At 67.1% G+C, this 21,189-nt stretch carries 32 protein-coding genes and 2 tRNA genes; 5 read left to right on the top strand and 29 right to left on the bottom strand.

The window, feature by feature from the left end; all coding sequences use genetic code 11:
• Positions 1-2: 2 nt before the first annotated feature.
• The 17 genes from DEQ92_RS09785 to DEQ92_RS09705 are packed head-to-tail and all read right to left on the bottom strand — an operon-like array spanning position 3 to position 8,909.
• On the bottom strand, positions 3-395 hold the full coding sequence (locus DEQ92_RS09785) for a 30S ribosomal protein S8 (protein WP_004042581.1): 393 nt from the start codon (positions 393-395) through the stop codon (positions 3-5).
• Between the two features lie 3 nt (positions 396-398).
• On the bottom strand, positions 399-575 hold the full coding sequence (locus tag DEQ92_RS09780) for a 30S ribosomal protein S14 (RefSeq protein ID WP_004042587.1): 177 nt from the start codon (positions 573-575) through the stop codon (positions 399-401).
• Positions 572-1,090 carry a 50S ribosomal protein L5 gene (locus DEQ92_RS09775; protein WP_004974920.1) on the bottom strand — a complete coding sequence of 173 codons (519 nt, stop codon included), beginning with the start codon at positions 1,088-1,090 and terminating at the stop codon, positions 572-574. The genes DEQ92_RS09780 and DEQ92_RS09775 overlap by 4 nt, the downstream gene beginning before the upstream one ends.
• Positions 1,087-1,788: a 30S ribosomal protein S4e gene (locus DEQ92_RS09770; protein ID WP_004974919.1), complete on the bottom strand. Its 702-nt coding sequence runs from the start codon at positions 1,786-1,788 to the stop codon at positions 1,087-1,089. Before DEQ92_RS09770 ends, DEQ92_RS09775 begins: the two co-directional genes overlap by 4 nt.
• Positions 1,785-2,141, bottom strand: coding sequence for a 50S ribosomal protein L24 (gene rplX / locus DEQ92_RS09765; RefSeq protein ID WP_004974918.1), 357 nt, complete (start codon positions 2,139-2,141; stop codon positions 1,785-1,787). Before rplX ends, DEQ92_RS09770 begins: the two co-directional genes overlap by 4 nt.
• 1 nt (position 2,142) lies before the next feature.
• Complete coding sequence (locus DEQ92_RS09760; RefSeq protein WP_004974917.1) at positions 2,143-2,541, bottom strand: 50S ribosomal protein L14; 399 nt, start codon at positions 2,539-2,541, stop codon at positions 2,143-2,145.
• The gene (locus DEQ92_RS09755) at positions 2,541-2,885 is read right to left on the bottom strand and encodes a 30S ribosomal protein S17 (protein WP_049905065.1); all 345 of its coding nucleotides are present in this window, start codon (positions 2,883-2,885) and stop codon (positions 2,541-2,543) included. The genes DEQ92_RS09760 and DEQ92_RS09755 overlap by 1 nt, the downstream gene beginning before the upstream one ends.
• The gene (locus DEQ92_RS09750; RefSeq protein ID WP_049967753.1) at positions 2,876-3,307 is read right to left on the bottom strand and encodes a ribonuclease P protein component 1; all 432 of its coding nucleotides are present in this window, start codon (positions 3,305-3,307) and stop codon (positions 2,876-2,878) included. The genes DEQ92_RS09755 and DEQ92_RS09750 overlap by 10 nt, the downstream gene beginning before the upstream one ends.
• Position 3,308: 1 nt before the next feature.
• Positions 3,309-3,521, bottom strand: coding sequence for a 50S ribosomal protein L29 (gene rpmC, locus DEQ92_RS09745; protein WP_004062417.1), 213 nt, complete (start codon positions 3,519-3,521; stop codon positions 3,309-3,311).
• A complete protein-coding gene (locus DEQ92_RS09740) occupies positions 3,522-4,430 on the bottom strand; it encodes a 30S ribosomal protein S3 (RefSeq protein ID WP_004974914.1) in 909 nt (302 codons plus the stop codon).
• Entirely contained in the window at positions 4,430-4,891 is a 462-nt protein-coding gene (locus DEQ92_RS09735; protein ID WP_004042608.1) for a 50S ribosomal protein L22, read from the bottom strand. The genes DEQ92_RS09740 and DEQ92_RS09735 overlap by 1 nt, the downstream gene beginning before the upstream one ends.
• Before the next feature lie 3 nt (positions 4,892-4,894).
• Entirely contained in the window at positions 4,895-5,317 is a 423-nt protein-coding gene (locus DEQ92_RS09730; RefSeq protein WP_004974913.1) for a 30S ribosomal protein S19, read from the bottom strand.
• A 2-nt stretch (positions 5,318-5,319) separates the two neighbouring features.
• The gene (locus tag DEQ92_RS09725) at positions 5,320-6,045 is read right to left on the bottom strand and encodes a 50S ribosomal protein L2 (protein ID WP_004974912.1); all 726 of its coding nucleotides are present in this window, start codon (positions 6,043-6,045) and stop codon (positions 5,320-5,322) included.
• A gap of 2 nt (positions 6,046-6,047) precedes the next feature.
• Positions 6,048-6,299 carry a 50S ribosomal protein L23 gene (locus DEQ92_RS09720; RefSeq protein WP_004974911.1) on the bottom strand — a complete coding sequence of 84 codons (252 nt, stop codon included), beginning with the start codon at positions 6,297-6,299 and terminating at the stop codon, positions 6,048-6,050.
• On the bottom strand, positions 6,296-7,042 hold the full coding sequence (rpl4p, locus tag DEQ92_RS09715; protein WP_008095285.1) for a 50S ribosomal protein L4: 747 nt from the start codon (positions 7,040-7,042) through the stop codon (positions 6,296-6,298). Before rpl4p ends, DEQ92_RS09720 begins: the two co-directional genes overlap by 4 nt.
• A 3-nt stretch (positions 7,043-7,045) precedes the next feature.
• The gene (locus DEQ92_RS09710) at positions 7,046-8,062 is read right to left on the bottom strand and encodes a 50S ribosomal protein L3 (protein WP_004974909.1); all 1,017 of its coding nucleotides are present in this window, start codon (positions 8,060-8,062) and stop codon (positions 7,046-7,048) included.
• Between the two features lie 4 nt (positions 8,063-8,066).
• Complete coding sequence (locus tag DEQ92_RS09705; protein WP_004974908.1) at positions 8,067-8,909, bottom strand: putative RNA uridine N3 methyltransferase; 843 nt, start codon at positions 8,907-8,909, stop codon at positions 8,067-8,069.
• A gap of 289 nt (positions 8,910-9,198) precedes the next feature.
• Between DEQ92_RS09705 and DEQ92_RS09700 the strand changes: the two genes are divergently transcribed.
• Together DEQ92_RS09700 and DEQ92_RS09695 are read left to right on the top strand one after the other, a co-directional pair.
• Positions 9,199-9,269 (top strand) — tRNA-Gly (locus tag DEQ92_RS09700).
• A 12-nt stretch (positions 9,270-9,281) separates the two neighbouring features.
• Positions 9,282-9,352 (top strand) — tRNA-Gly (locus DEQ92_RS09695).
• 331 nt (positions 9,353-9,683) lie between these two features.
• Here the strand turns inward: DEQ92_RS09695 and DEQ92_RS09690 are convergent.
• From DEQ92_RS09690 to DEQ92_RS09665, 6 genes are all read right to left on the bottom strand, one after another.
• On the bottom strand, positions 9,684-9,974 hold the full coding sequence (locus DEQ92_RS09690; RefSeq protein WP_004974907.1) for a hypothetical protein: 291 nt from the start codon (positions 9,972-9,974) through the stop codon (positions 9,684-9,686).
• Positions 9,971-10,198 (bottom strand): hypothetical protein, encoded by a 228-nt coding sequence (locus DEQ92_RS09685; protein WP_004974906.1) that lies wholly within the window; start codon positions 10,196-10,198, stop codon positions 9,971-9,973. Before DEQ92_RS09685 ends, DEQ92_RS09690 begins: the two co-directional genes overlap by 4 nt.
• Before the next feature lie 75 nt (positions 10,199-10,273).
• Positions 10,274-10,528 carry a hypothetical protein gene (locus tag DEQ92_RS09680; protein WP_004974905.1) on the bottom strand — a complete coding sequence of 85 codons (255 nt, stop codon included), beginning with the start codon at positions 10,526-10,528 and terminating at the stop codon, positions 10,274-10,276.
• A gap of 70 nt (positions 10,529-10,598) precedes the next feature.
• Positions 10,599-10,883, bottom strand: a complete 285-nt coding sequence (locus DEQ92_RS09675; RefSeq protein WP_049905064.1) for a hypothetical protein — start codon at positions 10,881-10,883, stop codon at positions 10,599-10,601.
• A 38-nt stretch (positions 10,884-10,921) separates the two neighbouring features.
• On the bottom strand, positions 10,922-11,980 hold the full coding sequence (locus DEQ92_RS09670; protein WP_004974900.1) for a YihY/virulence factor BrkB family protein: 1,059 nt from the start codon (positions 11,978-11,980) through the stop codon (positions 10,922-10,924).
• 65 nt (positions 11,981-12,045) lie between these two features.
• The gene (locus tag DEQ92_RS09665) at positions 12,046-12,213 is read right to left on the bottom strand and encodes a hypothetical protein (RefSeq protein WP_233510337.1); all 168 of its coding nucleotides are present in this window, start codon (positions 12,211-12,213) and stop codon (positions 12,046-12,048) included.
• Between the two features lie 105 nt (positions 12,214-12,318).
• On the opposite strand from DEQ92_RS09665, the gene DEQ92_RS09660 reads away from it, so the two are divergent.
• From DEQ92_RS09660 to DEQ92_RS09650, 3 genes are all read left to right on the top strand, one after another.
• A complete protein-coding gene (locus tag DEQ92_RS09660; protein WP_004062408.1) occupies positions 12,319-12,633 on the top strand; it encodes an MTH1187 family thiamine-binding protein in 315 nt (104 codons plus the stop codon).
• 124 nt (positions 12,634-12,757) lie between these two features.
• On the top strand, positions 12,758-13,690 hold the full coding sequence (gene mch, locus DEQ92_RS09655) for a methenyltetrahydromethanopterin cyclohydrolase (RefSeq protein ID WP_115805064.1): 933 nt from the start codon (positions 12,758-12,760) through the stop codon (positions 13,688-13,690).
• The gene (locus DEQ92_RS09650; RefSeq protein WP_115805063.1) at positions 13,687-14,178 is read left to right on the top strand and encodes a hypothetical protein; all 492 of its coding nucleotides are present in this window, start codon (positions 13,687-13,689) and stop codon (positions 14,176-14,178) included. Before mch ends, DEQ92_RS09650 begins: the two co-directional genes overlap by 4 nt.
• A gap of 40 nt (positions 14,179-14,218) precedes the next feature.
• Here DEQ92_RS09650 and DEQ92_RS09645 read toward each other — a convergent pair whose 3' ends face one another.
• From DEQ92_RS09645 to nadA, 6 genes are all read right to left on the bottom strand, one after another.
• The gene (locus tag DEQ92_RS09645; protein ID WP_004974896.1) at positions 14,219-15,823 is read right to left on the bottom strand and encodes a GTPBP1 family GTP-binding protein; all 1,605 of its coding nucleotides are present in this window, start codon (positions 15,821-15,823) and stop codon (positions 14,219-14,221) included.
• Between the two features lie 141 nt (positions 15,824-15,964).
• Positions 15,965-16,555, bottom strand: coding sequence for a J domain-containing protein (locus DEQ92_RS09640; protein ID WP_115805062.1), 591 nt, complete (start codon positions 16,553-16,555; stop codon positions 15,965-15,967).
• Between the two features lie 91 nt (positions 16,556-16,646).
• The gene (pyrF, locus tag DEQ92_RS09635; protein WP_004974893.1) at positions 16,647-17,444 is read right to left on the bottom strand and encodes an orotidine-5'-phosphate decarboxylase; all 798 of its coding nucleotides are present in this window, start codon (positions 17,442-17,444) and stop codon (positions 16,647-16,649) included.
• Between the two features lie 63 nt (positions 17,445-17,507).
• Complete coding sequence (gene nadC / locus DEQ92_RS09630) at positions 17,508-18,314, bottom strand: carboxylating nicotinate-nucleotide diphosphorylase (protein WP_115820714.1); 807 nt, start codon at positions 18,312-18,314, stop codon at positions 17,508-17,510.
• Positions 18,301-19,884 carry an L-aspartate oxidase gene (locus tag DEQ92_RS09625; RefSeq protein ID WP_115820713.1) on the bottom strand — a complete coding sequence of 528 codons (1,584 nt, stop codon included), beginning with the start codon at positions 19,882-19,884 and terminating at the stop codon, positions 18,301-18,303. The genes nadC and DEQ92_RS09625 overlap by 14 nt, the downstream gene beginning before the upstream one ends.
• Positions 19,881-21,038, bottom strand: a complete 1,158-nt coding sequence (gene nadA, locus DEQ92_RS09620; RefSeq protein ID WP_115820712.1) for a quinolinate synthase NadA — start codon at positions 21,036-21,038, stop codon at positions 19,881-19,883. Before nadA ends, DEQ92_RS09625 begins: the two co-directional genes overlap by 4 nt.
• Positions 21,039-21,189 lie beyond the last annotated feature (151 nt).

Below are 21,189 nucleotides of genomic sequence, written 5' to 3'. Positions count from 1 at the left end.
TTCTAGTAGACGTAGGCGATGATCTGGCCACCGATGCCCTTCTCGCGGGCCTCGTAATGGCTCATGACGCCGTGGCTCGTCGTGACGATGAGCGCGCCGTAGTCACGGGCGGGGAGGAATCGCTTCTCCCATTTCTCGAAGTCGTCGGCTCCGGCGGAATACCGGGGCTTGACGACGCCACAATCGTTGATTGCGCCTTTCAGTTCGACCTCGAACAGACCGGCCTTGCCGTCGTCGACGAACTCGAAGCCGTCGATGTACCCGCGGTCGTAGAAGACCTCGAGGACGGAGCCGATGATGTTGGAGGCGGGCTGGATCTCGTGGGACAGATGTCCGACGCTCTCGGCGTTGTCCACACCGGAGAGAGCGCTACTGAGTGGGTCGTTGTCAGCCATTGCTTATCGGTACTTCTTGAATCCCATCTCGCGGGCGATCTCTCGGAAGCACTGGCGGCACAGGTTGATGTCGTACTTGCTGACAAGTCCCTGCTTTCGACCGCAGCGCCGGCACTCGTTCTCCTGGCCGGTGCGGCGGGATGCGTGCTCGCCCGTCTGTTCTGTTTCGCTATCGCTCATTCTTCAACCTCCACGTCGAACGTGGACTCGATGAACGCGACGGCGTCCTCGACGGTCATCCGGTGGGACGACGGAATCTGGCGGGAACGCTTGTCGCGCTTTTTCACTCGGTAGCCGGGGCGGACGAGGTTGACCGTCACGTCCAGCCCGTAGATACCGATCTGCGGGTCGTACTCCTGGCTCGGGAACTCCGTGTGCTCTTCGACGCCGAAGCCGAAGTTGCCCGTCTGGTCGAACGACGAGACGGAGAGGTCCGCGATGGGGAGTGCGGTTTCGAGGAACTCGACGGCGGTGTCACCACGGAGGGTGACCTTCGCGCCGACGGGTTCGCCGCGGCGGACGCCGAAGTCCTGCGAGGCGCGGCCGGAGATCGTGCGAACGCTCTCCTGACCGGTGATCTCCTCGAGGATGTCCTCGGCCTTCGCGAGTTCGCGACCACCTTCGCCGACGCCCATGTGGACGACGACCTTCTCGATGCGCGGGTCGCGCATCGCGTGGAAGTCAGCCTCGCTCATTCGTCATCACCCGTGAAGTTCTCGTCGATGACGACGACGTACTGTTCGACCGTCTCGAACTCGCCGTCTTCGGTCTCGACGACAACGGAGTTGTTCCCGCTGCCGGGCGTGACGATAATCTCGGTGATTTCGCCGATTTCGCCGGAGTGCCGTCCGTTGACGGCCGTGACGAGCGCGCCTTCCTCGTAGGGGAAGTGCGCGACGACGTCCTTCGTCTCGTTGTCGACGACGATGGAGTCCTTGCCGCTGTACTCCGAGGCGTCCTCGACGATGAGGGTCGCCCCGTCGTGGAGCGTCAGCTGGAAGTCGCCACCGCCGACCTGCGTCTTGTTCACGATCTTACCGAGACGGCTGGATGCCGAGTCGGCGTCGATGGGGGTCAGCGCCAGGCGGCCTCCCTCGTCGGGGAAGACGCGGTAGTACTCCTCTCGCTGGACGAACGCCAGGATGTCGAACATCCCGATGGGACGGCGGACGTCGGAAGCCACGTCGCCGTTGACCAGAATGCTCTGGTGGTTGAGGGCGTACTGGGCCTCCTTCTTCGAGTCCACGTAGCCGAGCACGTCGCGCAGGACGATGAGGAGGGGAACCCCCTCTTCGCCGTGCGGACCCGCTCCGGCCTTGACCGTGAACGTGCCTGTCTTGCGCTCGACCGGCCAGGACTTCGGTACGGACAGTCGCTTCTGGTGTCGAGTCATTCGTTATCCTCCTTGAGTCGGGCCTCGCGCACGTCGTCTTCGAGGTCCAGTTCCGTCACGCGGACGTTACTGGCCTGAAGGGGGCGTGGGACCTCCTCGCCGTCGGCTTTCTCAACGGTGACGCCGTCGACGTAGATGACGGCGTCGGTGAGGTCGACCTCGGTGACTTCGCTTTCTTCGCCGGCGAAGTCGCCGCGGAGCACCTCGACCGTGTCGCCCGCGTTGACGCGGACGTTACGGCTGCCGTACTCCTCGCTGAGGTCGTCCGACAGCGGTGCGCGGACCTGCTTTTGCCGCTCGTGGAGCGGCGCGTCGCGAATCTGGGTTCGCTGTTTGCGCGGTTGTCGAGTCATACTATACAATCATCGTAGCCGTCGATGCGATACTCCCGAAGCGCTCGGCGACTTCGCGTGCGACGGGACCCTTGATTTCGGTCCCGCGAGGCTCTTCCATCTCGTCGATGATGACGGCGGCGTTGTCCTCGAACTTCACACGCGTGCCATCGGGCCGGCGGATGGATTTCCGCTGGCGGACGATGACCGCTTCGAGCACCTGGCGGCGCATCTCGGGGGTACCCTTGGTGACCGAGACGGTCACCTTGTTCCCGATGCCTGCCTTGGGGTGGCGGTTCTTCGTGCCGGAGTAACCCGCGACGCTGATAATCTTCAGTTCACGAGCGCCGGTGTTGTCGGCGCACGTGACCAGCGAGCCACGGGCGACACCCTTGGTGATGTCCGCTTTGAGCGCTTCCATCACTCGTCACCTCCGATAATCTCGACGACGACGTGGGATTTCGTCTTCGAGAGAGGTCGGGTCTCCGCAATCGTTACTTCGTCACCGACAGCGACGTCGTCGAGCACGCCCGGCACGTGTGCCGGGATGCGGGAACGTCGCTTCATGTAGCGGTCGTACTTCGGAACGAATACGTCGTACTCCCGCTCGACGATGACGGTCTTTGCCATGTCCGTCGAGACGACTGTCCCCTCCAGGGTCTGACCCCGGACGGAGAGCGAGCCGTAGAACGGACATTTTTCGTAGTCGTAAGCCTCGGAATTGTCTGGTTCCGGAGGCATTGGAACGTCAAGTCCTATCGCCATTTCGAGTCACCTGTAGTTTCGGTGCGCAGGGCGGGTCGTGAGAGCAGTTGTGCGCCATCCACCGTAACGTAGGCCGCGCCCTCGCAATTCCCGGGACGGGAAGCCGCCGATGATGAGTCGGCGAGCCGATCAGACTGACTGGCATCAAATCCGCCAGTAGTATCCGACCGAAGTTTGGACGCGGTCCCCGACGCCTTCGCGGCGCCGGCGGCTTCATCTGTACGCGGAATCTCGAATTCGAAGGTCGCCCCTCGTTTCGGCACCTGCCGCACCCGGGACCCGTCGTCGACCATGAGCGTGTGCATCGTCTCGACGACGATGCGACCGGCTATCCCGACGAGGTCGGGGTTCGCCGCGTCGACGACCTCCACGTGGAGGCCGTTGAGCTCGTGTCGCGTGAGGGTCTCGGGTGTGAGTGGCATTTTATTCTTCGTCGAGGTCGCCTTCTTCGCCCTGAATCGTCTTGATTCGGGCGATGGTCTTCTTCAGTTCAGAGACGCGGCCGGGGTTCTCCGGCGCGCCACCCGCGGCCTGCACGGCCTTCGCGTTGAGCAGCTCCGTCTCGAGCTCTTCGAGCTCGGCGGTGCGCTCTGCGGGCGTCATGTCGCGAATCTCTTCGGTGTAGAGGATCGCCATTTATTCTTCCTCCGTTTCTTCGTCGTCGTCTTCCATCTCCGCGACGAGGTCGGCCGCCTCTTCGGCGACGTCTTCGTCGAGTTCTTCGTCGTCGTCGACGACTTCCTCGACCGCTTCGTCGTCCTCGTCGTCGGCTTCGTCGACGACTTCTTCTTCGACCGCTTCGACGGCCGCTTCCTCGACGACGTCTTCGTCGACTGCGTCCGTCTCGGCGTCGGCCTCCTCGGAGACGTCCGGAACTTCCTCCGGCTCCTCTTCGAGGAGGTCCTCGACGCTCTCGGTCTCTTCGATCTGTTCGACCGCTTCGGGGTTCGCGTCTTCCTCGACTTCGAAGTCGTCGGGGAGCTTCGCACCCGGCGGGATGATCTTGACCGTCACGCCGATGGTGCCGAGCTTCATGACTGCGACGCCCTGGCCCTCGTCGACGATCTCCTGTGCGGGCTCGCCGTTGTGCTTGATGTAGCCGCGGTTGAACTTCTCGACGCGGGAGCGAGCGCCCGTGACCTTACCGGAGAGGACGATTTCGGCACCGAGGGCGCCGGCGTCCATGATGCGGTCGATGGTCGTGTGGCCCGCCTTACGGAAGTACCAGCCGCGCTCGAGCGCGTTGGCGAGGCGGTCGGCGACGATCCGGGCGTTGAGGTCCGGCTCGTCGACTTCCTGCACGTCGATCTGGGGGTCGTCGAGGTTGAATCGCTCTTCGAGTTCGCGGGTGACCTTACGGATGTTCTTCCCGCCTTTCCCGATGACCATCCCGGGCTTTTCGGCCTTGAGCACGATCTGGGTGCCCATCGGCGTCTTGGCGACGTCCATGCCGCCGTAGCCCGCTCGGCCGAGCTCTTCGGCGAAGAACTCGTCGATCTGGGACCGCTGCAGTCCGTTCTCGATGAATTGGTGTTCGTCAGCCATTATTCCTCGACCTCTTCGATGATGAGTTCGACGTCACAGATTGGGGTGTTCCACGGGTCCGCCCGACCGAAGGCACGGGGCTTGCGACCCTGACGTTCGCCGACCTTGTGGGCGGCGACGTGCTTGATCTCCATGGCCGGTCCGTCGAACCCCTGTTCGGTCGCGTTGTTGCGAACGTTTTCGAGGAGTTCGAGGAACGCCTTGGACGCCTTCTCGGGGTACCGTCCCGCGTCCCAGCCGTCGATGTCGCTTCGGTGACCGACACCGGAGTTGTGCTGCTTGAACGGAACCGACCGCTCGCCGTCGATGACGGCTTCGAGGTACTCCTCTGCGTCGGCGACGGGCATCCCCTTGATGGCTCGGGAGATGGCCTTGCTGTGCTTGATGCTGATGGGCCGGTCCCGGAGCATACCCTTGGCCGTGGTGTCCGGGTCGGCCTCGACGCTGTAGTTGATTCCCATGGTTTACTTGAGGGGCACGAACTTCGAAGACCGGGTCGCGCCGATACCGGCCTGACCGTGCTCGACCGAGCTACGGGTCAGCTGGAACTCGCCCAGGTAGTGACCGATCATCTCGGGCTGAATCTGGGTGCGTTCGAACTCCTGGCCGGTGTAGACGGCGAAGGTGAGACCGACGAATTCGGGGAGAATCGGCATGTCACGCAGGTGCGTTCGAATCGGCGTGTTAGCCGTCTCCTCTTCCGTCTTGTCCTGAGCCTTCGCGAGCAGTTTCTCGTGCTCGGCCGACAGGCCTCGGGTGATGGTTCGCCGCTGACGAGCGGGGAGCAGTTCCGCGACCTCGTCGAGCTCCATGTCCTGCAGCTCGTCGAGCGTGTAGCCGCGGTAGGTGAACTCACCTTCGCGGCCGGTGCGGTATTGCGTACTCATGGTTACTTACCTCCCTTGCCACCGCGACCGGTGCGTTTGGAGGCGATGTCACCGACCTTCCGGCCCGGCGGAGCGTTCCGCGAGACGGACTTCGGCTGACCGGGGTGCTGCCGGCCGCCGCCACCGAACGGGTGGTCGACGGCGTTCATAGCAACACCACGCACGCGCGGCCACTTGATACCGCGCGCTTTCATCTTGTGGTACTTCTTGCCTGCCTTGACGAACGGCTTCTCCGTGCGGCCGCCACCGGCGACGACGCCGATGGTGGCTCGGCAGTTGGGGTTGAGGCGCTTGACCTCGCCCGACGGGAGCTTCACGATGGCGACCTTGCGGTCGTGCGAGAGAAGCTGCGCGCTCACGCCGGAGGCGCGGGCGAACTTCCCGCCGTCGCCGGGCTGGTGCTCGACGTTACAGACGGGGACACCCTCGGGAATCTCGGCGAGCGGCAGCGTGTTGCCGGGCTTGATTTCGGCGGAAACGCCGATCTGAAGCTCTTCGCCGACGGTGACACCCTCGGGCGCGAGAATCATGCGCTGTTCGTCCTCGAACTCGACGAGGGCGATGGGCGCGCTGCGTGCGGGGTCGTGCTCGATGCCGACGACCGTGCCCGTGATGGTGTCTTTCTCCTCGGACTTCTTGTGCGACAGTTCGGCCTTGTAGCGGTGCGACGGCGCCCGGAAGGTGGACGTACCGCGACCACGACGCTGGCCCTGAATTCGGCGTCCCATGGTTAGAACACCCCGATACGCGACGCGACTTCCTGCGCGTCGTCGTCTTCAGAGAGACGAACTGTTGCTTTCTTCTTGCCTTTCATCGTGACCTGCGTGTTGACCTTCTCGACGGTCACGTCGTAGCGCGACTGGACTTCGTCCTTCACGTCGGACTTCGTCGAGTCGATGTGGACGATGAACTGGAGCTTGTTGTCGAAGTCCATCTGGTTCATCGCCTTCTCCGTGACCAGCGGGTGTTCGATGATGCTCATCGTTCTGCGACCTCCTCGAGCGCGCTCTCGGTGAAGAGCGTGAGGCGACCGGCGTGGGTGCCGGGCGCGAGGTCCTCGGCGGAGACGTTCGCCGCGGTGGCGACGTCGACGCCGGCGAGGTTGCGAGCGGCCTTCGAGGGCTCCTCGGCCGTCACGAAGAGAATGGACTTCGGACGGGTGTACTTGCGACCGCGGAGCTTGCCTTGGCCGCCTTTGACCTTCTTGTTCTCCTCGGAGCGCTCGATGTCGTCGTAGACGCCGAGCGACTGCAGGAGGTCGACGACCTCCTTCGTCTTGACGAGGTCCTCGAAGTCGTCGGAGACGACGAGGGGGAGCTCGACGTCGTCGTCGAAGCGGTGACCGCGCTCGGCGACCAGCTCGGAGTCCGTCGTGGCGGCGAGCGCCGAGCGGACAGCGAGCTTACGCTCCTTCGTGTTGATCTCCTTCCCCTGGTCCTTCTCGGCCTTCGGCGGGTGAGCGCGACGGCCGGAGACGGCGTGCGGGACGCGTCGGGCGACGCCGTTCTGGCGTGGGTCGTGGGACATCCCACGGCCGCTGCCCATGGACTCTGCCGGGGTTCGAAGTCCGGCGTAGGGGTCGGCACCGTACGGCTGTTTTCGGTTTGCCTGCGCGGCGATGACGGCACGCTTGATGAGGTCGGGACGGTAAGCCGTCTCGAAGACCTCGGGCAGGTCGATGCTGCCCGCGTCGTCGCCGTTCAGGTCTCGGATAGTTGCCTGCATGGATTATCCCTGGTTCGATGCGGTAGAGACGTAGCGCACCTCGGGGTCGAGGCGCGGCTGGTCGTTCGGCCGGATGGCCGGGCGGAACCGCAGAAGGCGCTTGTTGGGGCCCGGCAGCGAGCCCTTGATGAGCGCGTAGGAGCCGTCGACCTCGCCGTAGTTGACGAAGCCACCTTCGACGGAGGCTTCGTCACCCTCACCGAGGTCGATGAGGCGCTTGTTGAGCTCGGTGCGCTGGTGGTACCCAGTCTGACCGAGCTGCGGAACCGTAGAGCGGACACGGGACGGGTTCCAGGGGCCGAGGTTGCCAATACGGCGTCTCCAGCCCTGGCGGGCGTGCTTGCCCTTACGCTTCTGGACGCCCCATCGCTTGACGGGACCCTGCGTACCCTTACCCTTCGTGACACCCGCGGCGTCGAGGTACTCGCCGGCGCGGAACACGTCGGACATCTCGTGTTCGCCGCCCTCGGCAACGAGGTCGAGGGCGAAGTCGGCGCGCTCCACCATGGAGCCGCCACCGACGCGAGTCTCCATCACGTCGGGCTTCTTCTTGGGCACGTTCGCGAGCTCGGCGGGCACCGTGTGCGTGATGACGCGGAGGTCATCGACTTCGCCGGCCTCGACGGCCTCGCGAAGCGCGTCGGCGTCCGAGTCGAACGTGTTCTCTGCCGGCAGGTCGAGGACGCGGTCGAGTTCGTCGTGGAACTCGTCCGTCCAGACCTCGGTCTGCGGCTTCATACCGTACGGCGTCTGCTCGTAGGCGCGAAGGGCGACGGCGCGCATCGGCGGCGTCTCGACGACGGTCACCGGGACGGACTCCTCCATTCCCTCGCGGGGGGAGTCGGCCTCGTCGTTGACCATCATGACGTGGGTCATACCGGCCTTGTAGCCAGCGAATCCCTGCAGTGCAGGGGAACCGTCGTCACTTGGCCACGACTTGATACGCGGGACCTCTTTGGTCACACGCTTGCGGGGGCTGAAGCCCATCGAGCCTTTTCGTGGTCTGCTTGGTTGTGGCATGGATTCACTCCGTGAGTGTCAGGGAGGCGAGGGAGGCGAACATCGCTTCTTCTGTTCGCACGACCTCGCTGCCCTGTCGCGGAATCGTATTGAGCCAGAGGTCGAACCCCGGACCAACGGAAGGTTCGACGTCTGCAACATCCTCGGGAGACATCCCGAGCATGTCCGGAAGCCCACGGCCCGGCGACCCGAAGACGACGGTCATGCCGCCGGCATCGGTGATGCGGGCCGTCAAGTCGCCCAATGTGGGGACCGACAGCGGTTCGCCATAGCGAGACGTGGCGATTCGCACGCCCGCATCTGGCCTGCCGAGTGCTTCCGTGAGGTCCATGCGGGATACGTCGAAGCCCGGGAGGGGCTCGTCGACGATCCGCGCACGGACCGGTTCTCGCGAAGAGATCCTGACAGCGACGCGCTCTCCCTCTGTGAGGTCCATCCCGGGAGGGACGAACAGGGAGATCGGGTGTTGCATTCCGCAATTGACCCGAACGCGGTCGTCAGGTCCGACCTCGGTCACGATTCCTTCTCGCAACGCGGGCGACTCGTCAGAGTCGTCCGCGGTCGTAGACGCCACGAGAACGGGCGGCAGGATACCAGCGTAGCGGAGTTCGTCGCGCTTGCCCCAGACCTCCTTGCGGAGGTAGGGGGGCGTCGCGGCGTACCGAAGTACGGTTTCGACGAACTCGCCGCCCCACTTGTTCTCGCCGTCTTCGTCGGGGAAGACGACGAGTTCGTTCGCCCGGAAGACCGCCGCCGCGCGGGCGACGTAGCCGAGTTTGCGAGTTGCCTCGCGTTGATCTTCGGCTTCCCGGACGAGTGAGGACGGCACGAGTACGCTGAGTTTCATGCCGGGTTCATCCTCGTCTCGTCTAGACTGTGGCGTTTGTACCGGGGGCCTACCTAAAAGAGTAGCGAATCCGTTCTGGGGTGGTAGAGCGTCCCACGACCCAGTTTGTGGACGATTGGCGAATGACGCGTGGTACGTAATTACACGGTCGACGACAGGTCGGCGAAGGCGAATCTCACGTGGTAGCAGGTGGCGCGCCGTCGCCCGATTTCTCCCCCGTTTCGCAAGTCTTATTTATCAACCCGACACTATCGAGTAACGCAGCAGCACGCCACGATACACGCGGAATGCGCTGGTAGTGTAGTGGTATCACGTGACCTTGCCATGGTCACAACCTGGGTTCAAATCCCAGCCAGCGCACTTCCACCACATGCGTCGGTAGTGTAGTGGTATCACGTGACCTTGCCATGGTCACAACCTGGGTTCAAATCCCAGCCGACGCACTTTCTGAACGGTACCAAACGAGGAGTCGTCAGACTCCGAGTTTCCGTGGAGTGAAGAAGTGCGGCCAAGAGGGATTCTGAACCCGACCAGTCGCGCACAGCGAACGAAGTGAGCGAGCACGTCTGGGTTCGGTTCAAATCCCAGCCGACGCACTTCTACAACGAATCTACCCTCCGAGCGACCGCTGTGCGTGTCGCTCGGACTGTGAGTTGTGAATGCGGGACGCTGGGATTTGAACTAGCGAGCGAACGTGAGTGAGCGAGTGGAGTTCAAATCCCAGCCGACGCACTTCTCTGAACGAAACTCAGTCACCGACGCGTCCCCGAGAACTCACGTTTCGTCCCGTGCCCGCCACCACCAGACCATCGCGGCCACGCCGACGACGAGGACAACGACGGCGAGCGCGTCGAGGGCGTAGTTGAGCGGCGTTCCCGTCGGCACGGTCCCGGACTGCGTCACCTGTAAGAGGGCGTACGAGAGCCACGTGAGACACATCCCGACGAGGAGAACCGCCCGCGGAGCGGAGAGCGTTCCGCGCCGGTACTGCACGGCCGTGCCCGCGAGGAGCAACAGGTACGCGACGAGCAGGAAAACGCCCCCGAGTTCGGCGAGCACGCTCATGAGTCGATCGGAACCGTCACGAGGACGATAGCGGCCGCGAACACGACGAGTAGCGCGCCGAATTCGAGCGGCGACCGGGTGGCGAGGCGTGTGATGAGCGAGGCGGGCGCGGTACTCTCACGGAGTTCGATGCCGAACTCGCTGGCGGAGAGCGCGGCGGACGCGCCGACGGCGGCGGCGACGACGCCGACCACTCGCGTGACGCGGGAATGGAGGGAGACCATACGGAACGTCCGCAGAGAATACACTAAACAGTTGACAACAGTCGCGGTTCTGGCCTCGCACGCGTGGGCGAAGAATCAGTAGCCGAGCGTGTCGACCGTCTCGATTCGCTCGATACCGTCGAGTTCGCAGAGGTCGGAGACGGCCGACTCGGCGAGCGAGACCACGACGCCGCCGAACCGGAGTTCGCGTTCGAGGCTGCCGCCGAGCGACTCGACGCGGGTTTCGAGCGCGGCGCGGGCGTCGTCGTCCGCGGGTTCGACGCGGAGTTCCGCGACCTCGTCGTCGAGGGGGTCGTCGCGCATGCGACGGACGGGGTGAGAGAGATACATATCCGGGGGTCGTCGGCCGGCGGGAAAACGGTCGCGGTCGGCCGGTGGCGGACCGCGCTCGACCGAGGCGTCAGTCCTCGGTGAAGTAAAACAGCGCCTCGCGACCCGCGCCGCAGTCGGGACACCCCGACGGGAACGAGGTCAGCGAGCCGAGTTCGCCGCAGTCGTCACAGCGCCAGACGAGCAGCGCCTCGCCGAAATCCTTCTCGGGCAGTCGCCGGTGTTCGACGACGGTCGGAGGCCGAACCGCGCGGGAGGCGGTCTCGGCGGTCGTCTCCACGGCCTCCCACCTCGTTCGGTCCCCTTCGAGCGGTCGCGCCGGCTGAGTCGGTCGGGCAGGGGTCTTTATTGCCATAGTGTCGCATACGCACGCCAGCCTCATAACGCCCGTCGTCACTCCTCCTGACTGTCAGGCCACGAGGACCATCGGAGTTCCAGTCTGACAGGCCCCTCCGGCAGGAATCGACTGGTTTCGGTGTCGGCGACGACCCGTTCGGGCCGGGGGAGCGTGACGGACTCGTCGCCGACGCGAACCGTCAGGTCCTCGTGTGGCGCGGCCGCCACGAGGTGGTCGAGTCGTTCGATGGCCGCGGTCACCTCGCCGCGAGTCACCGCGTCGGTCTGCGAGTCGAGGGGGACGCCGCCGAACAGCGGGCGGACGTTCACGTCGCGCGAGCGGTTCGACAGCACCGCGTTGACGGCCGCGCCGAGGAGGATGACGAGCCCGCTGAAGTAGAGCCACGTCAGGAGGACGAGGATGCCGGCGACGACGCTCGACTCGGGCGCGCGGCTACTGAACTCGACGTAGAGCCGGAACAGCGATTCGAAGGTCGTCAGCCCGACGGCGGCGACGAGGGTCCCGGGAACGACTTCGAGGTAGGTCACGTCCTCGTCGGGGAAGATGTAGTACATCGGGTAGAACGTCACGAACAGGACGACCACGAGGAGCCCGCGGTAGACGGCCCACCCGAGCGCCCCGTCGAGCGCCGGGAGCGCGGACTCGATGAGCGCGCCGGCGACGACGGCGACGGCGACGGTGACGAGCACGACGATGCCGTCGGAGAGTTGGTCGGCGAAGGTGTTGGCCGCCTCCGACTCGTAGATGTCCGAGAAGGCGGTGTCGAGGCCGCGGAAGATGCGAAGCGTCCCCCACACCAACACGAGCACCCCGACGACCGAGAGGCTCGCTAGTTGGGTCGACGACTCCAGTTCGGCGATGATAACGTCGCCCGCGCCGGGAGTCAACACGGACTGGATGACGGCGATGACGCCCTCGCGGAGGCCGCTGTCGCCGGTGGCGGAGACGGCCGCGAGGACGAGCAGGAACAGCGGTAACAGCGAGACGAACGCCCCGTAAGCGATGCTTCCCGCCATGAAGGTGAGCCGCTCGGTTCGCACCTCGTAGACGATGGCCCGGCCGAGCGTGAGCGCTCTCGTGACACGTGGATTCATGAACGCTGATACGTCGGCCGACGAGAAAAGCGCGATGCGCCGCCAAGTCGGGGATGCGGAGGCGGCTATCGCCGGGCGGCGAAGACGGCGACTGCCAGCCCCAAGACAGCGCCCGTCGCGGTCCACTCCACCGCGTAACCGACCGTGCCACCGATGGCTGAGCCGAGGGTCACCCCACCGACGACGTTCGCACCCGCGACGAGTGCCACCCGAGTGAGTTCGCTCTGGAACATATCGGAATCTGTGGCTGTTCGAGGAGATAGCCTCGTCGGTTCCGTCATCGAATCGGCAGCCTCGGTCCACTCCGTTTTACTACCGCGTGGCGCGTGGGTTCGACCATGACAGTCATCGCGATGCTGAGCGTCGCACCGGTCGTCGAAGGGAGCATGTCGGGCGAGGTCGCCAAGGCGGTCGCGGCTCTCGACGACTTCGAGGTGTCCTACGAGACGAATCCGATGGGGACGGTCATCGAGGCCGACGACATCGACGAACTGCTCGCGGCGGTCGGCGCGGCCCACAAGGCGGTCGACGGCGACCGCGTGAGCACGTTCCTGAAGATAGACGACAAGCGCACGAAGGACCAGACGGCCGCCGACAAGGTCGACGCGGTCGAAGCCCACCTCGGTCGGGAAGCGAGAAGCGACCGCGAATAGTGTCGCACGGGGGTGCGGCGACCCGCCGCGCATTCCCGCGACGCGCCCCACGTGGCACGTCCACGCGACCCGTAGCGGTAGGTGACTGACAAACCCTTTAGCCGAAGGCGCGCAATCGCCTCGCATGGACAGCATCAATCGGATGGCCATCGAACTGGTCGACGAGGCGCTCGATTTCGCCGGGGAACTCGGCATCGAGGGCTACGAACTCGACTCGGGCGCGACGGTCATCGACTTCGGCGTCGACGCCGACGGCGGTGTCGAGGCGGGGATGCTCCTCGCGGAGATTCAGACCGCGGGTCTCGCCACGGTACAGACGCGGATGGGCGAGGTCGCCGGCACGCCCCGCCCGCACGTCGAACTCTCCACCGACCGCCCCGCGCTGGCCCTCCTGTGCTCGCAGAAGGCCGGCTGGGAGCTCACCTTCGACGACTTCGACGGCCTCGGCTCCGGCCCCGCACGCGCGCTGGTCGGCGAGGAAGAGGAGTTCCACCACCTCGGCTACTACGACGAGTTCGACCTGACGGTCCTCTCCGTCGAGAGCATCGACCTCCCGACCGACGAGGTCGCGGAACACGTCGCGGAGACGACCGGCCTCGAACCGAGCGCCGTCTTCCTGCCGACCTACGCGACCGGCTCGCTCGTCGGGAGCGTCACGGGCGCGGCCCGCGCGGCCGAACTCGCCGTGTTCAACCTCTTCGAGGCGGGCTACGACCCGACGAACGTCCTCTCTATCAACGGTTCCGCCCCGCTCGCCCCCGTCAGATACGACGAGAGCGTCGCCATGGGACGGACGAACGACGCCGTCGCCTACGGCGGGCGCGTCCACGTCACCGTCAGCGAGGACTTCGACGACTTCGACCGCGCGATTTCCACGGCCGGACCCGACTACGGCGTGCCGTTCGAACAACTGTTCGAGGACGCCGACTGGGACTTCGGCGAGGTCGACCCCGACGTGTTCGGCCCCGCGCAGGTCACCGTCGACGTGGTCGACGGCCCGACGTACGCCCTCGGCGAGACCGACGAGGACGTGCTCGCCGACTCGTTCGGACTGTGAGGCGCAAACCGGTCCCGCCCGCGCCGGACTCCCTCGACCGACTGTGGGACGCCCACCGCGCCGTCCCGCTGATTCCGGGCTCCGAAGACGACTGCTGCGGCCGGGTGGCGAACCGACTCAACGTGACGCCCGACGAGGGCCGCGACTGGCTCGTGTTCTGCCAGTCGCTCGGCCTCGCCCGCGAGGTGAGCCGCGGCTTCGAGCGCGTCCGCGAGGACCCGACGCGGGACGACTTGCGGGCCGCCTTCGAGGCGAACGTCTTCGGCGCGAGAGAGGCCCTCGACGCCCTTGGCGACGAGCCGAGGTCTGCGGACGCGGTCTTCGACGCGTTCGAGCCGACCGTCCCGAACTGGGAGCGCCACCGCGACCCCGACGGGTGGGAATCGCGCTGGCGAAACAGGGTCGCGCGGCTGCTCGACTGGGCGGTGCTGTTCGGCGCGGCGGCGAGAAAACCGGACGGCTACGTCGCGGTCGAGGAATCAGCCTGACCGCCGGCGGGGACGAACCCGCGTCGCCGCCCGTGTTACGTTAGTCGACCTTGGTCACGGTCCCGACGCCCTTGGACCGGCCCTCGCGGAAGACGAACCGCTGGCCCTCCTCGACGAAGTACGGTCGGAACTTGAACTCCACGCGGGTCGTGCCGGTGTCGCCCGGCAGGAGCCGCCCCCCGTCGGGGTGGAAGACGGCCGCCTCAGAGATGGTTTCGAGGTGGACCACGGGCTCGTAGCCCTCCTGAATCCGCGTCGGGTGGTTGAGTACCATCACGTCGGCCTCGAACTCGCGGACGGCGGTGGGCTCCGAGTCGGCCGGGAGGAGCACCATCCCCCGTTCGATTTCGGACTCGCGGACGCCCTTGAGGGCGATGCCGACGATGCGGCCGGCGTTGGCCCGGTCGACCCGGTGGTAGTGCATCTCGATAGAGCGGACCTCGACCTCGCGGAACTCGCCGTCGGACATCGGTCCCAAGAGCAGTTTGTCACCGGCCTCGACCGCCCCGGAGTTGACCGTGCCGGAGGCGACCGCGCCGACGCCAGTGACCGAGTAGGTCCGGTCGATGTACATCTTGAAGTCGCCCTCGGCGGCGCTGCGCTTCGGGAGCGACTCGAACAGCCGGTCGAGGTCGTCGAGGCCGTCCATCGTGACCGCGCTCGTCAGGAACAGCGGGACGACCGACTCGCTTATCTCGTCGACCGCGGCGTCGACGCCGTGGCGCTCGACGCTCAGGGGCGTCCGGCCCACGTCGCGGAGGAGCCGCTCGACCTCGCGTTCCACCTCGGCGGCGCGCTCCTCGGAGACGGCGTCGACCTTCGTGATGGCGACGACCGTCGGTAGCTCCATCGCGAGCAGGATGCCGAGGTGTTCGCGGGTCGTCCGCGTCGGGCCGTCGTCGGCGGCGACGACGAGCAGGCCGTAGTCGAGACGCTGACCGACGAGGCCGCGAATCGTCGTCCGGAGCCACGGCTCGTGGCCCACAGTATCGACGAACGAGACCAGCCGGTCGGCCTCCTGAACGATTTGCGCCCGGTCGGACTTCCGGTGGGGGTTTCGCATGTGGACCGGGCCGTCGTCGGAAAAGCCGTAGACGGCGTACGAGAGGTCCGCCGACAGGCCGCGTTCGACCTCGTGGGGCTGCACGTCGAGGAACGACCGCGTGCCGCCGTTGCCGTTGTCGGCCTGCCCGGTGACGAGCGAACCGACGAGGGTGGACTTCCCGTGGTCGACGTGGCCCGCGGTGCCGACGACGATGTGGTCGTCGTCCACGTCGAGCATCGCCCCCTCGCGGATGGTCGCGACGCCGACGAGGCCGCGCTCGGCCGAGTCGCCGACGCCCCACGTCTCCACGTCTTCGATGTGCGCGCCGGCCTCCTCGGCCAGAAGCGACAGCACGTCCATGGTCTCGGAGAAGTCGTCCGGCGGGATGCCGGCGATGCCGCCGTCGTCGGTGACGCCGACCACGTAGGTCGCCACGCCGTCGCCGGAGAGCACTCGGTGTCGGAGCTGAGCCGCGAGCGACTCCATCCGGCCGTCGGACAGGTGAACGGCGCGGGTGAGGCGTTCTTTGAACTCGACGTTGCCGCCTTCTTCCTCACCGCGCTCGAGGGCCTCGTCCAAGAGAGCCCGATCCGCGCTCATGGAAGCGGGTAGGAAACCGACCGTGAAAACGCTTTCCGCGGTAGCGATTACCATGAGAACGTACCGCAATCGAGACGGAACCGACGCGGGGGCGCTCGTCGAGGCTTGTGCCGGTCGAATGCGGGTGAAAAGGAAACCGCGTTACTCGGTCAGGCGCTCGTAGGCGCGGTTGACGCGCTTGAACGCCTCCTCGTCGCCGGTCTTCGAGTCCGGATGGGTCTCCTTGACTCGCTTCCGGTAGGCCGCCTTCACCTCGTCCTCGGAGGCGTCGTCGTCGAGGCCGAGCGTTTCGAGGGCTTTCTGCCGACTCATGCCGCGCCGCGGCGGGCGGACCCGCGTCCCGCTTCCGTCGCGGGCGCGCCGTCTCCGCCGACCGCCGTCGAATCCGCCGCCGGGGCCGGCGTTCGGGCCGAATCGACCGGTTCGTGGTCCCTCTTGGGGGTCGCCGCGGGGACCCGCGCCGAAGCCGCCGGTCCCCCGGCGGTCGCCCCGCCGTTGGTCCGACCGGAAGCCGAACCCGCCGCGCCCGGCGTCGGCGCGGACGCGCGTCCTGCGGAACCGCTCTTCGAGGCGGCCGCTGACGTGGGCGTACATGAAGTACGTCGTCGCGCCGAAGGGGATGGCGACGAACAGCAACAAGAGCTGTTGGTAGGCGAACGCCAACACGACGAGGAGCATGGTGATTCCCGCGAACACCGCCGCGAGCCCCATGACGAGTCGGTCTCGGTCCACGAGCGCAGTTAGGGGCGCACGGTGGTAAACGTCTCGCCGGGGAGTCACCTGCCGAAGAGTCACCCGCCGAAAATCGAGCGCCCGCGCCGACTCAGCGGTACTGGTTCAGCCGCTTTTTGAGGCGCTTGGCCGCCTGTCCGGCGGCCTTGTCGAAGTCCTCGCCGTCGTCCTCGCCGGCGAAGATGATGCCGCGCGAGGAGTTCACGAGACCGACGCCGTCGGCGAGGCCGAACTCGACGGCGGCCTCGGCGTCGCCGCCCTGCGCCCCGACGCCGGGGACGAGGAAGGGCAGGTCGGGCACCTGTTCGCGGAGGTGTTCCAGTTCGTCGGGACCGGTCGCGCCGACGACGAGGCCGACGTTGCCGTGTTCGTTCCAGAGGTCGCAGAGCGCCGCGACGCGCTCGTAGAGGGGTTCGCCCGAATCGAGTTCGAGCGACTGGAGGTCGGAGCCGCCGGGGTTCGAGGTCCGACAGAGGACGAACACGCCCTTGTCCTCGCGGGCGAGGAACGGCTGGATGGAGTCGCGGCCCATGTAGGGGTTGACCGTGATGGCGTCGGCGTCGTCGAGCAGGTCGGCGTACTTGCGGGTCGTGTTACCGATGTCGGCGCGCTTGGCGTCGAGGAGGACCGGCACGCCCTTGCCGTGGGCGTAGGCGACGGTCTCGCGCAGGGAGCGCCAGCCGTCTTCGTCCTCGTAGAACGCCGCGTTCGGCTTGTACGCCGCGGCGTGCTCGTGAGTCGCGTCGATGATGCGGCGGTTGAACGCCCACCGCGGGAGGTCCTTGTCGAGGAGGTGGTCGGGGATGCGGTCGATGTCGGCGTCGAGGCCGACCGAGACGACGCTGTCTGTCGCCTCGATGCGGTCGCGGAGGTCGTCGAAGAAGCCCATTGCCCGCGAGTGCGACGACCGGCAGTAAGGGGTTTTCCCTTCGCTCCGGGTGGACCGGCCCGCTCACCCGGTCCGGAAGGAGAAGTCCGAACTCGGCGCGCTGTGGGTGAGCCAGCCCATCGAGACCACGTCGACGCCGGTGTCGGCGTAGGCGGGGAGCGTCTCCGGCGTGATGCCGCCGCTGGCCTCGGCGATGACGCCCTCGGGGAGCCGGGAGACGCCCTCGCGGACCGCCTCGGGCGGGAGGTTGTCGAACAAGACGATGTCGGCTCCGGCGGCCGCGGCGCGCTCGCCCATCTCGGGCGTCTCGACTTCGACTTCGAGCTTCGTCGCGAACGACTTGCGCTCGGTGAAGCTGCGGACGGCTTCTTCAAGCCCGAGTTCGGCGACGTGGTTGTCCTTGACCATCACCATCCCCGAGAGCGTGAGGCGGTGGGTGTCGCCGCCGCCGGCGACGACGGCGCGCTTTTCGACGCCGCGGAGGCCGGGCGTGGTCTTGCGGGTCGCGGCGACCCGGACCGAGTCGGAGACCTCGCGGGCGGCGGCGACCGCCTCGCGAGTCGTGGTCGCGACCCCGGAGGCGTGGCCGACGACGTTGGCGGCGACGCGCTCGCCGCGGAGGACGCTCCGGGCGTCGCCGTCGACTCGCAGCACTTCGTCCCCGGCTTCGACCGCGTCACCGACTTCGACCGCTCGCTCGGCCTCGACGCCGAGGTAGTCGAAGACGGCGACGGCGGCGTCGAGACCGGCGGCGACCGCCGGCTCCTTCGCCACGAGTCGCCCGGTGGTGTCGCCGGGCACGTCGTTCGTCACGTCGCGGTGGCCGACGTCCTCGGCCAGCCAGCGCTCGACGGTCTCAGTCGTCAGCACGCGGGGTCACCCCCCGTCCGGCGTCGTCGCTCTCCTCGCTTCCGTCCGGGTCGACCAGCGAGTGACAGCCGGCCGACGGCGCGTCGGCGGCCGCGCGGGCGACGAGGAGCGACGAGACGCAGGCGTTCCGGAGTTCGTAGATGGACTGCGAGACGCGGGTGCGGGCGTAGGCGTCGACCTCGCCCTTCAGGCGGCGGAGCCGAGCCCGCGCGGTCCCGAGCCCGTCGGGGGTGCGTTCGATGCCGACGAACTCGTCCATCGTCCGCCCGAGGCGGTCGAACTTCGTGTCGGCGAAGGCGTCGGGCAGCGCCGGGTCGGAGTCGCGCGGCGGCGCGTACTCGACGGCCTCGGCGTCGCCGCGGCCCCGGTCAGCCGCAGTCTCGCCGGCGCGGACGCCCCAGACGAGCCCTTCGAGCAGGCTGGTCGAGGCGAGTCGGTTCGCGCCGTGGACGCCGGTGCGGGCACACTCGCCGGCGGCGAACAGGCGGGACAGCGAGGTTCTGCCGCGGTCGTCGACGGCGACGCCGCCGCAGAGGAAGTGCTCGCTCGGGGCGACGGGGATGCCGGCGTCGAGGTCGACGCCGCGGTCGTCGCAGAGCGCCGCGAGGTCGGGGAACTCCTCGCGGAAGTCGAGGTCGGACACGTCGAGGACGACGCGGCCGGTTCGGTCGCGAGCGCGGGAGACGGCGCGGGCGACCACGTCTCGGGGGGCGAGTTCGGCGTCTTCGTGCACGTCAGGCATGAATCGGCGGCCGTCGGCGTCGCGCAGGGCCGCGCCCTCGCCGCGAACGGCTTCGCTGACGAGGAACGGTTGCGCGTCGTCGTCGGCCTGGGGGTCAGTCCGGGGGTCGTACGCCGTCGGGTGGAACTGGACGTACTGCATGTCCGAGACGGTCGCGCCGGCGAGCGCGGCCATCGCCACGCCGTCGCCGGTCGCGCCCGCGGGGTTGGTCGACCGGGCGTAACAGTCGCCGATGCCGCCGGTGGCGAGGACGGTCGCCCCGGCGAACACGGGTTCGACCTCGCCGTCGGCGAGGATGGTCGCGCCGCGGACGGTCCCCTCCTCGGTCAGGAGGTCGAGCGCCGTCGCGTCGTCGACGATGCGCACGCCGTCGCGGGCCGAGAGGTGCTGAAGGAACGGCCGGAGGACGTGCGCGCCGGTGCTGGCGTCGACGTGGAGGATGCGGCGGCTGGAGTGGCCCGCCTCGCGGGCGAGGTCGAAGTCGGTGCTGTCGGTGCTGTCGGCGCCGTCGGCGCCGCCGCCCACCGCGTCGAACTCGACTTCGAGCGTGTCCAAGAGCACGTCCTCGACGACGGCTCGGGACTCGGAGACGAGCGTCTCGACCGCCTCGGGGTCGGCGGTGTCGTCGCTCGCGCGGCGGATGTCGGCGGCGAACTCCTCGGGCGCGGACTGGGTGACGGCGATGCCGCCCTGCGCCCAGTCGGACGCGGCGTCCTCGGGCTCGGTCGCCTTCGTGACGACGAGCACGTCGGCCCCCTCGCGGGCGGCGGCGAGGGCCGCGGCGCAGCCGGTGATGCCGGAGCCGACGACGAGCACGTCGGCCTTCATAGTTCGAGCATGCGGTCGAGCGCGACCGCGGCGAGTTCTTTCTCCTCGGGCGCGACCTCGACGACGTTGGGTTCGCGGCCCGCGGCGAGTTCTTCGAGCACCCACGTCAGGTAGTTGGGGTCGACCTGCCGCATGGCGTTGCAGTCCATGCAGGCGTCGCCGCAGAGCGGCCGCACGTCGACCTCGGGGTGCCAGCGCGCGAGGTGTCGCGCGAGGTGGACTTCGGTGCCGATGGCCCACGTCTCGCCGGGGTCGGCGTTCTCGATGACGTCGCAGATGTGGCTCGTCGAGCCGACCTCGTCGGCGGCCGCGACGACGCTCGGGCGGCACTCGGGGTGGGCGACGACCTTCGCGCCGTCGGCCTGCGCCTCCTCGACGTGATCGACGCGGAAGCGCTCGTGGACCTGACAGTAGCCGTCCCAGAGGATGACCTCGGCGTCGCCGAGGTCGGGAATCTCGGGGTCGACCTCGCCGGCGGCGCCCATCGACTCGGCCACGTCGCCGGCCCACGGGTCCCACTCGACGACCCCGTCGATGCCGAGGTCGTCGGCCGTGTTGCGCCCGAGGTGCTTGTCGGGCAGGAACAGCACGGCGTCGCCCCGTTCGAAGGCCCACTCGAAGGCGTCGGCGGCGTTCGAGGAGGTGCAGATGAGCCCGCCGTGGGAGGCGCAAAAGGCCTTCAGGTCTGCGTAGGAGTTCATGTACGTCACGGGGATGATGTCCTTGCCGCAGGACTCCTCGACGAGCGTCTCCCACGCGGAGTCGACCTGCACGGCCTCGGCCATCCCGGCCATCGGACACGACGCCTCCATCGACGGGAGAATCACCGTCTGGTCGTCGTCGGTGATGATGTCCGCGCTCTCGGCCATGAACGTCACGCCGGCGAAGACGACGTACTCGGCATCGGACTCGGCGGCGCGCTTCGAGAGCTCGTAGGAGTCGCCGATGAAGTCCGCGTGCTCGACGATTTCGCGTCGCTGGTAGTTGTGTCCGAGCACGATGACTCGGTCGCCGAGCTCCTCGCGGGCGGCGGCGATTCGCCGGGAGCGGGCGGCCTCGTCGAGGTCGCGGTGGCTCTCCGGAAGCTGTTCGAGCGTGTCGTATTTGAACAGGCTGAGCTCCGACTCGAACCCGACCGACTGTAATTCAACCACGATTGGTCACCACGGTGGAAGTCCAATCATCGGGCCTTATTGAAAAATATTTTTCTTCAATACTCGACACCCACCCGTAAAGATTCTCTACAGCCCCGATTGGTCGGTGGTACTTTCGTCTGATTGGATTCAGAACCCGCGAACGCCGTCT

Source organism: Haloferax sp. Atlit-6N (assembly GCF_003383195.1).
Lineage (GTDB): Archaea > Halobacteriota > Halobacteria > Halobacteriales > Haloferacaceae > Haloferax > Haloferax gibbonsii.
The sequence above is the reverse complement of the archived record's forward strand: the minus strand, read 5'-3'. Positions and strand labels throughout refer to the sequence as shown.

Coding starts and splice junctions, on each gene's coding strand:
- DEQ92_RS09785 (WP_004042581.1), bottom strand. CDS start 395: ATGGCTGACAACGACCCACTCAGTAGCGCTCTCTCCGGTGTGGACAAC.
- DEQ92_RS09780 (WP_004042587.1), bottom strand. CDS start 575: ATGAGCGATAGCGAAACAGAACAGACGGGCGAGCACGCATCCCGCCGC.
- DEQ92_RS09775 (WP_004974920.1), bottom strand. CDS start 1,090: ATGAGCGAGGCTGACTTCCACGCGATGCGCGACCCGCGCATCGAGAAG.
- DEQ92_RS09770 (WP_004974919.1), bottom strand. CDS start 1,788: ATGACTCGACACCAGAAGCGACTGTCCGTACCGAAGTCCTGGCCGGTC.
- rplX (WP_004974918.1), bottom strand. CDS start 2,141: ATGACTCGACAACCGCGCAAACAGCGAACCCAGATTCGCGACGCGCCG.
- DEQ92_RS09760 (WP_004974917.1), bottom strand. CDS start 2,541: ATGGAAGCGCTCAAAGCGGACATCACCAAGGGTGTCGCCCGTGGCTCG.
- DEQ92_RS09755 (WP_049905065.1), bottom strand. CDS start 2,885: ATGGCGATAGGACTTGACGTTCCAATGCCTCCGGAACCAGACAATTCC.
- DEQ92_RS09750 (WP_049967753.1), bottom strand. CDS start 3,307: ATGCCACTCACACCCGAGACCCTCACGCGACACGAGCTCAACGGCCTC.
- rpmC (WP_004062417.1), bottom strand. CDS start 3,521: ATGGCGATCCTCTACACCGAAGAGATTCGCGACATGACGCCCGCAGAG.
- DEQ92_RS09740 (WP_004974914.1), bottom strand. CDS start 4,430: ATGGCTGACGAACACCAATTCATCGAGAACGGACTGCAGCGGTCCCAG.
- DEQ92_RS09735 (WP_004042608.1), bottom strand. CDS start 4,891: ATGGGAATCAACTACAGCGTCGAGGCCGACCCGGACACCACGGCCAAG.
- DEQ92_RS09730 (WP_004974913.1), bottom strand. CDS start 5,317: ATGAGTACGCAATACCGCACCGGCCGCGAAGGTGAGTTCACCTACCGC.
- DEQ92_RS09725 (WP_004974912.1), bottom strand. CDS start 6,045: ATGGGACGCCGAATTCAGGGCCAGCGTCGTGGTCGCGGTACGTCCACC.
- DEQ92_RS09720 (WP_004974911.1), bottom strand. CDS start 6,299: ATGAGCATCATCGAACACCCGCTGGTCACGGAGAAGGCGATGAACCAG.
- rpl4p (WP_008095285.1), bottom strand. CDS start 7,042: ATGCAGGCAACTATCCGAGACCTGAACGGCGACGACGCGGGCAGCATC.
- DEQ92_RS09710 (WP_004974909.1), bottom strand. CDS start 8,062: ATGCCACAACCAAGCAGACCACGAAAAGGCTCGATGGGCTTCAGCCCC.
- DEQ92_RS09705 (WP_004974908.1), bottom strand. CDS start 8,909: ATGAAACTCAGCGTACTCGTGCCGTCCTCACTCGTCCGGGAAGCCGAA.
- DEQ92_RS09690 (WP_004974907.1), bottom strand. CDS start 9,974: ATGAGCGTGCTCGCCGAACTCGGGGGCGTTTTCCTGCTCGTCGCGTAC.
- DEQ92_RS09685 (WP_004974906.1), bottom strand. CDS start 10,198: ATGGTCTCCCTCCATTCCCGCGTCACGCGAGTGGTCGGCGTCGTCGCC.
- DEQ92_RS09680 (WP_004974905.1), bottom strand. CDS start 10,528: ATGTATCTCTCTCACCCCGTCCGTCGCATGCGCGACGACCCCCTCGAC.
- DEQ92_RS09675 (WP_049905064.1), bottom strand. CDS start 10,883: ATGGCAATAAAGACCCCTGCCCGACCGACTCAGCCGGCGCGACCGCTC.
- DEQ92_RS09670 (WP_004974900.1), bottom strand. CDS start 11,980: ATGAATCCACGTGTCACGAGAGCGCTCACGCTCGGCCGGGCCATCGTC.
- DEQ92_RS09665 (WP_233510337.1), bottom strand. CDS start 12,213: ATGTTCCAGAGCGAACTCACTCGGGTGGCACTCGTCGCGGGTGCGAAC.
- DEQ92_RS09660 (WP_004062408.1), top strand. CDS start 12,319: ATGACAGTCATCGCGATGCTGAGCGTCGCACCGGTCGTCGAAGGGAGC.
- mch (WP_115805064.1), top strand. CDS start 12,758: ATGGACAGCATCAATCGGATGGCCATCGAACTGGTCGACGAGGCGCTC.
- DEQ92_RS09645 (WP_004974896.1), bottom strand. CDS start 15,823: ATGAGCGCGGATCGGGCTCTCTTGGACGAGGCCCTCGAGCGCGGTGAG.
- pyrF (WP_004974893.1), bottom strand. CDS start 17,444: ATGGGCTTCTTCGACGACCTCCGCGACCGCATCGAGGCGACAGACAGC.
- DEQ92_RS09625 (WP_115820713.1), bottom strand. CDS start 19,884: ATGAAGGCCGACGTGCTCGTCGTCGGCTCCGGCATCACCGGCTGCGCC.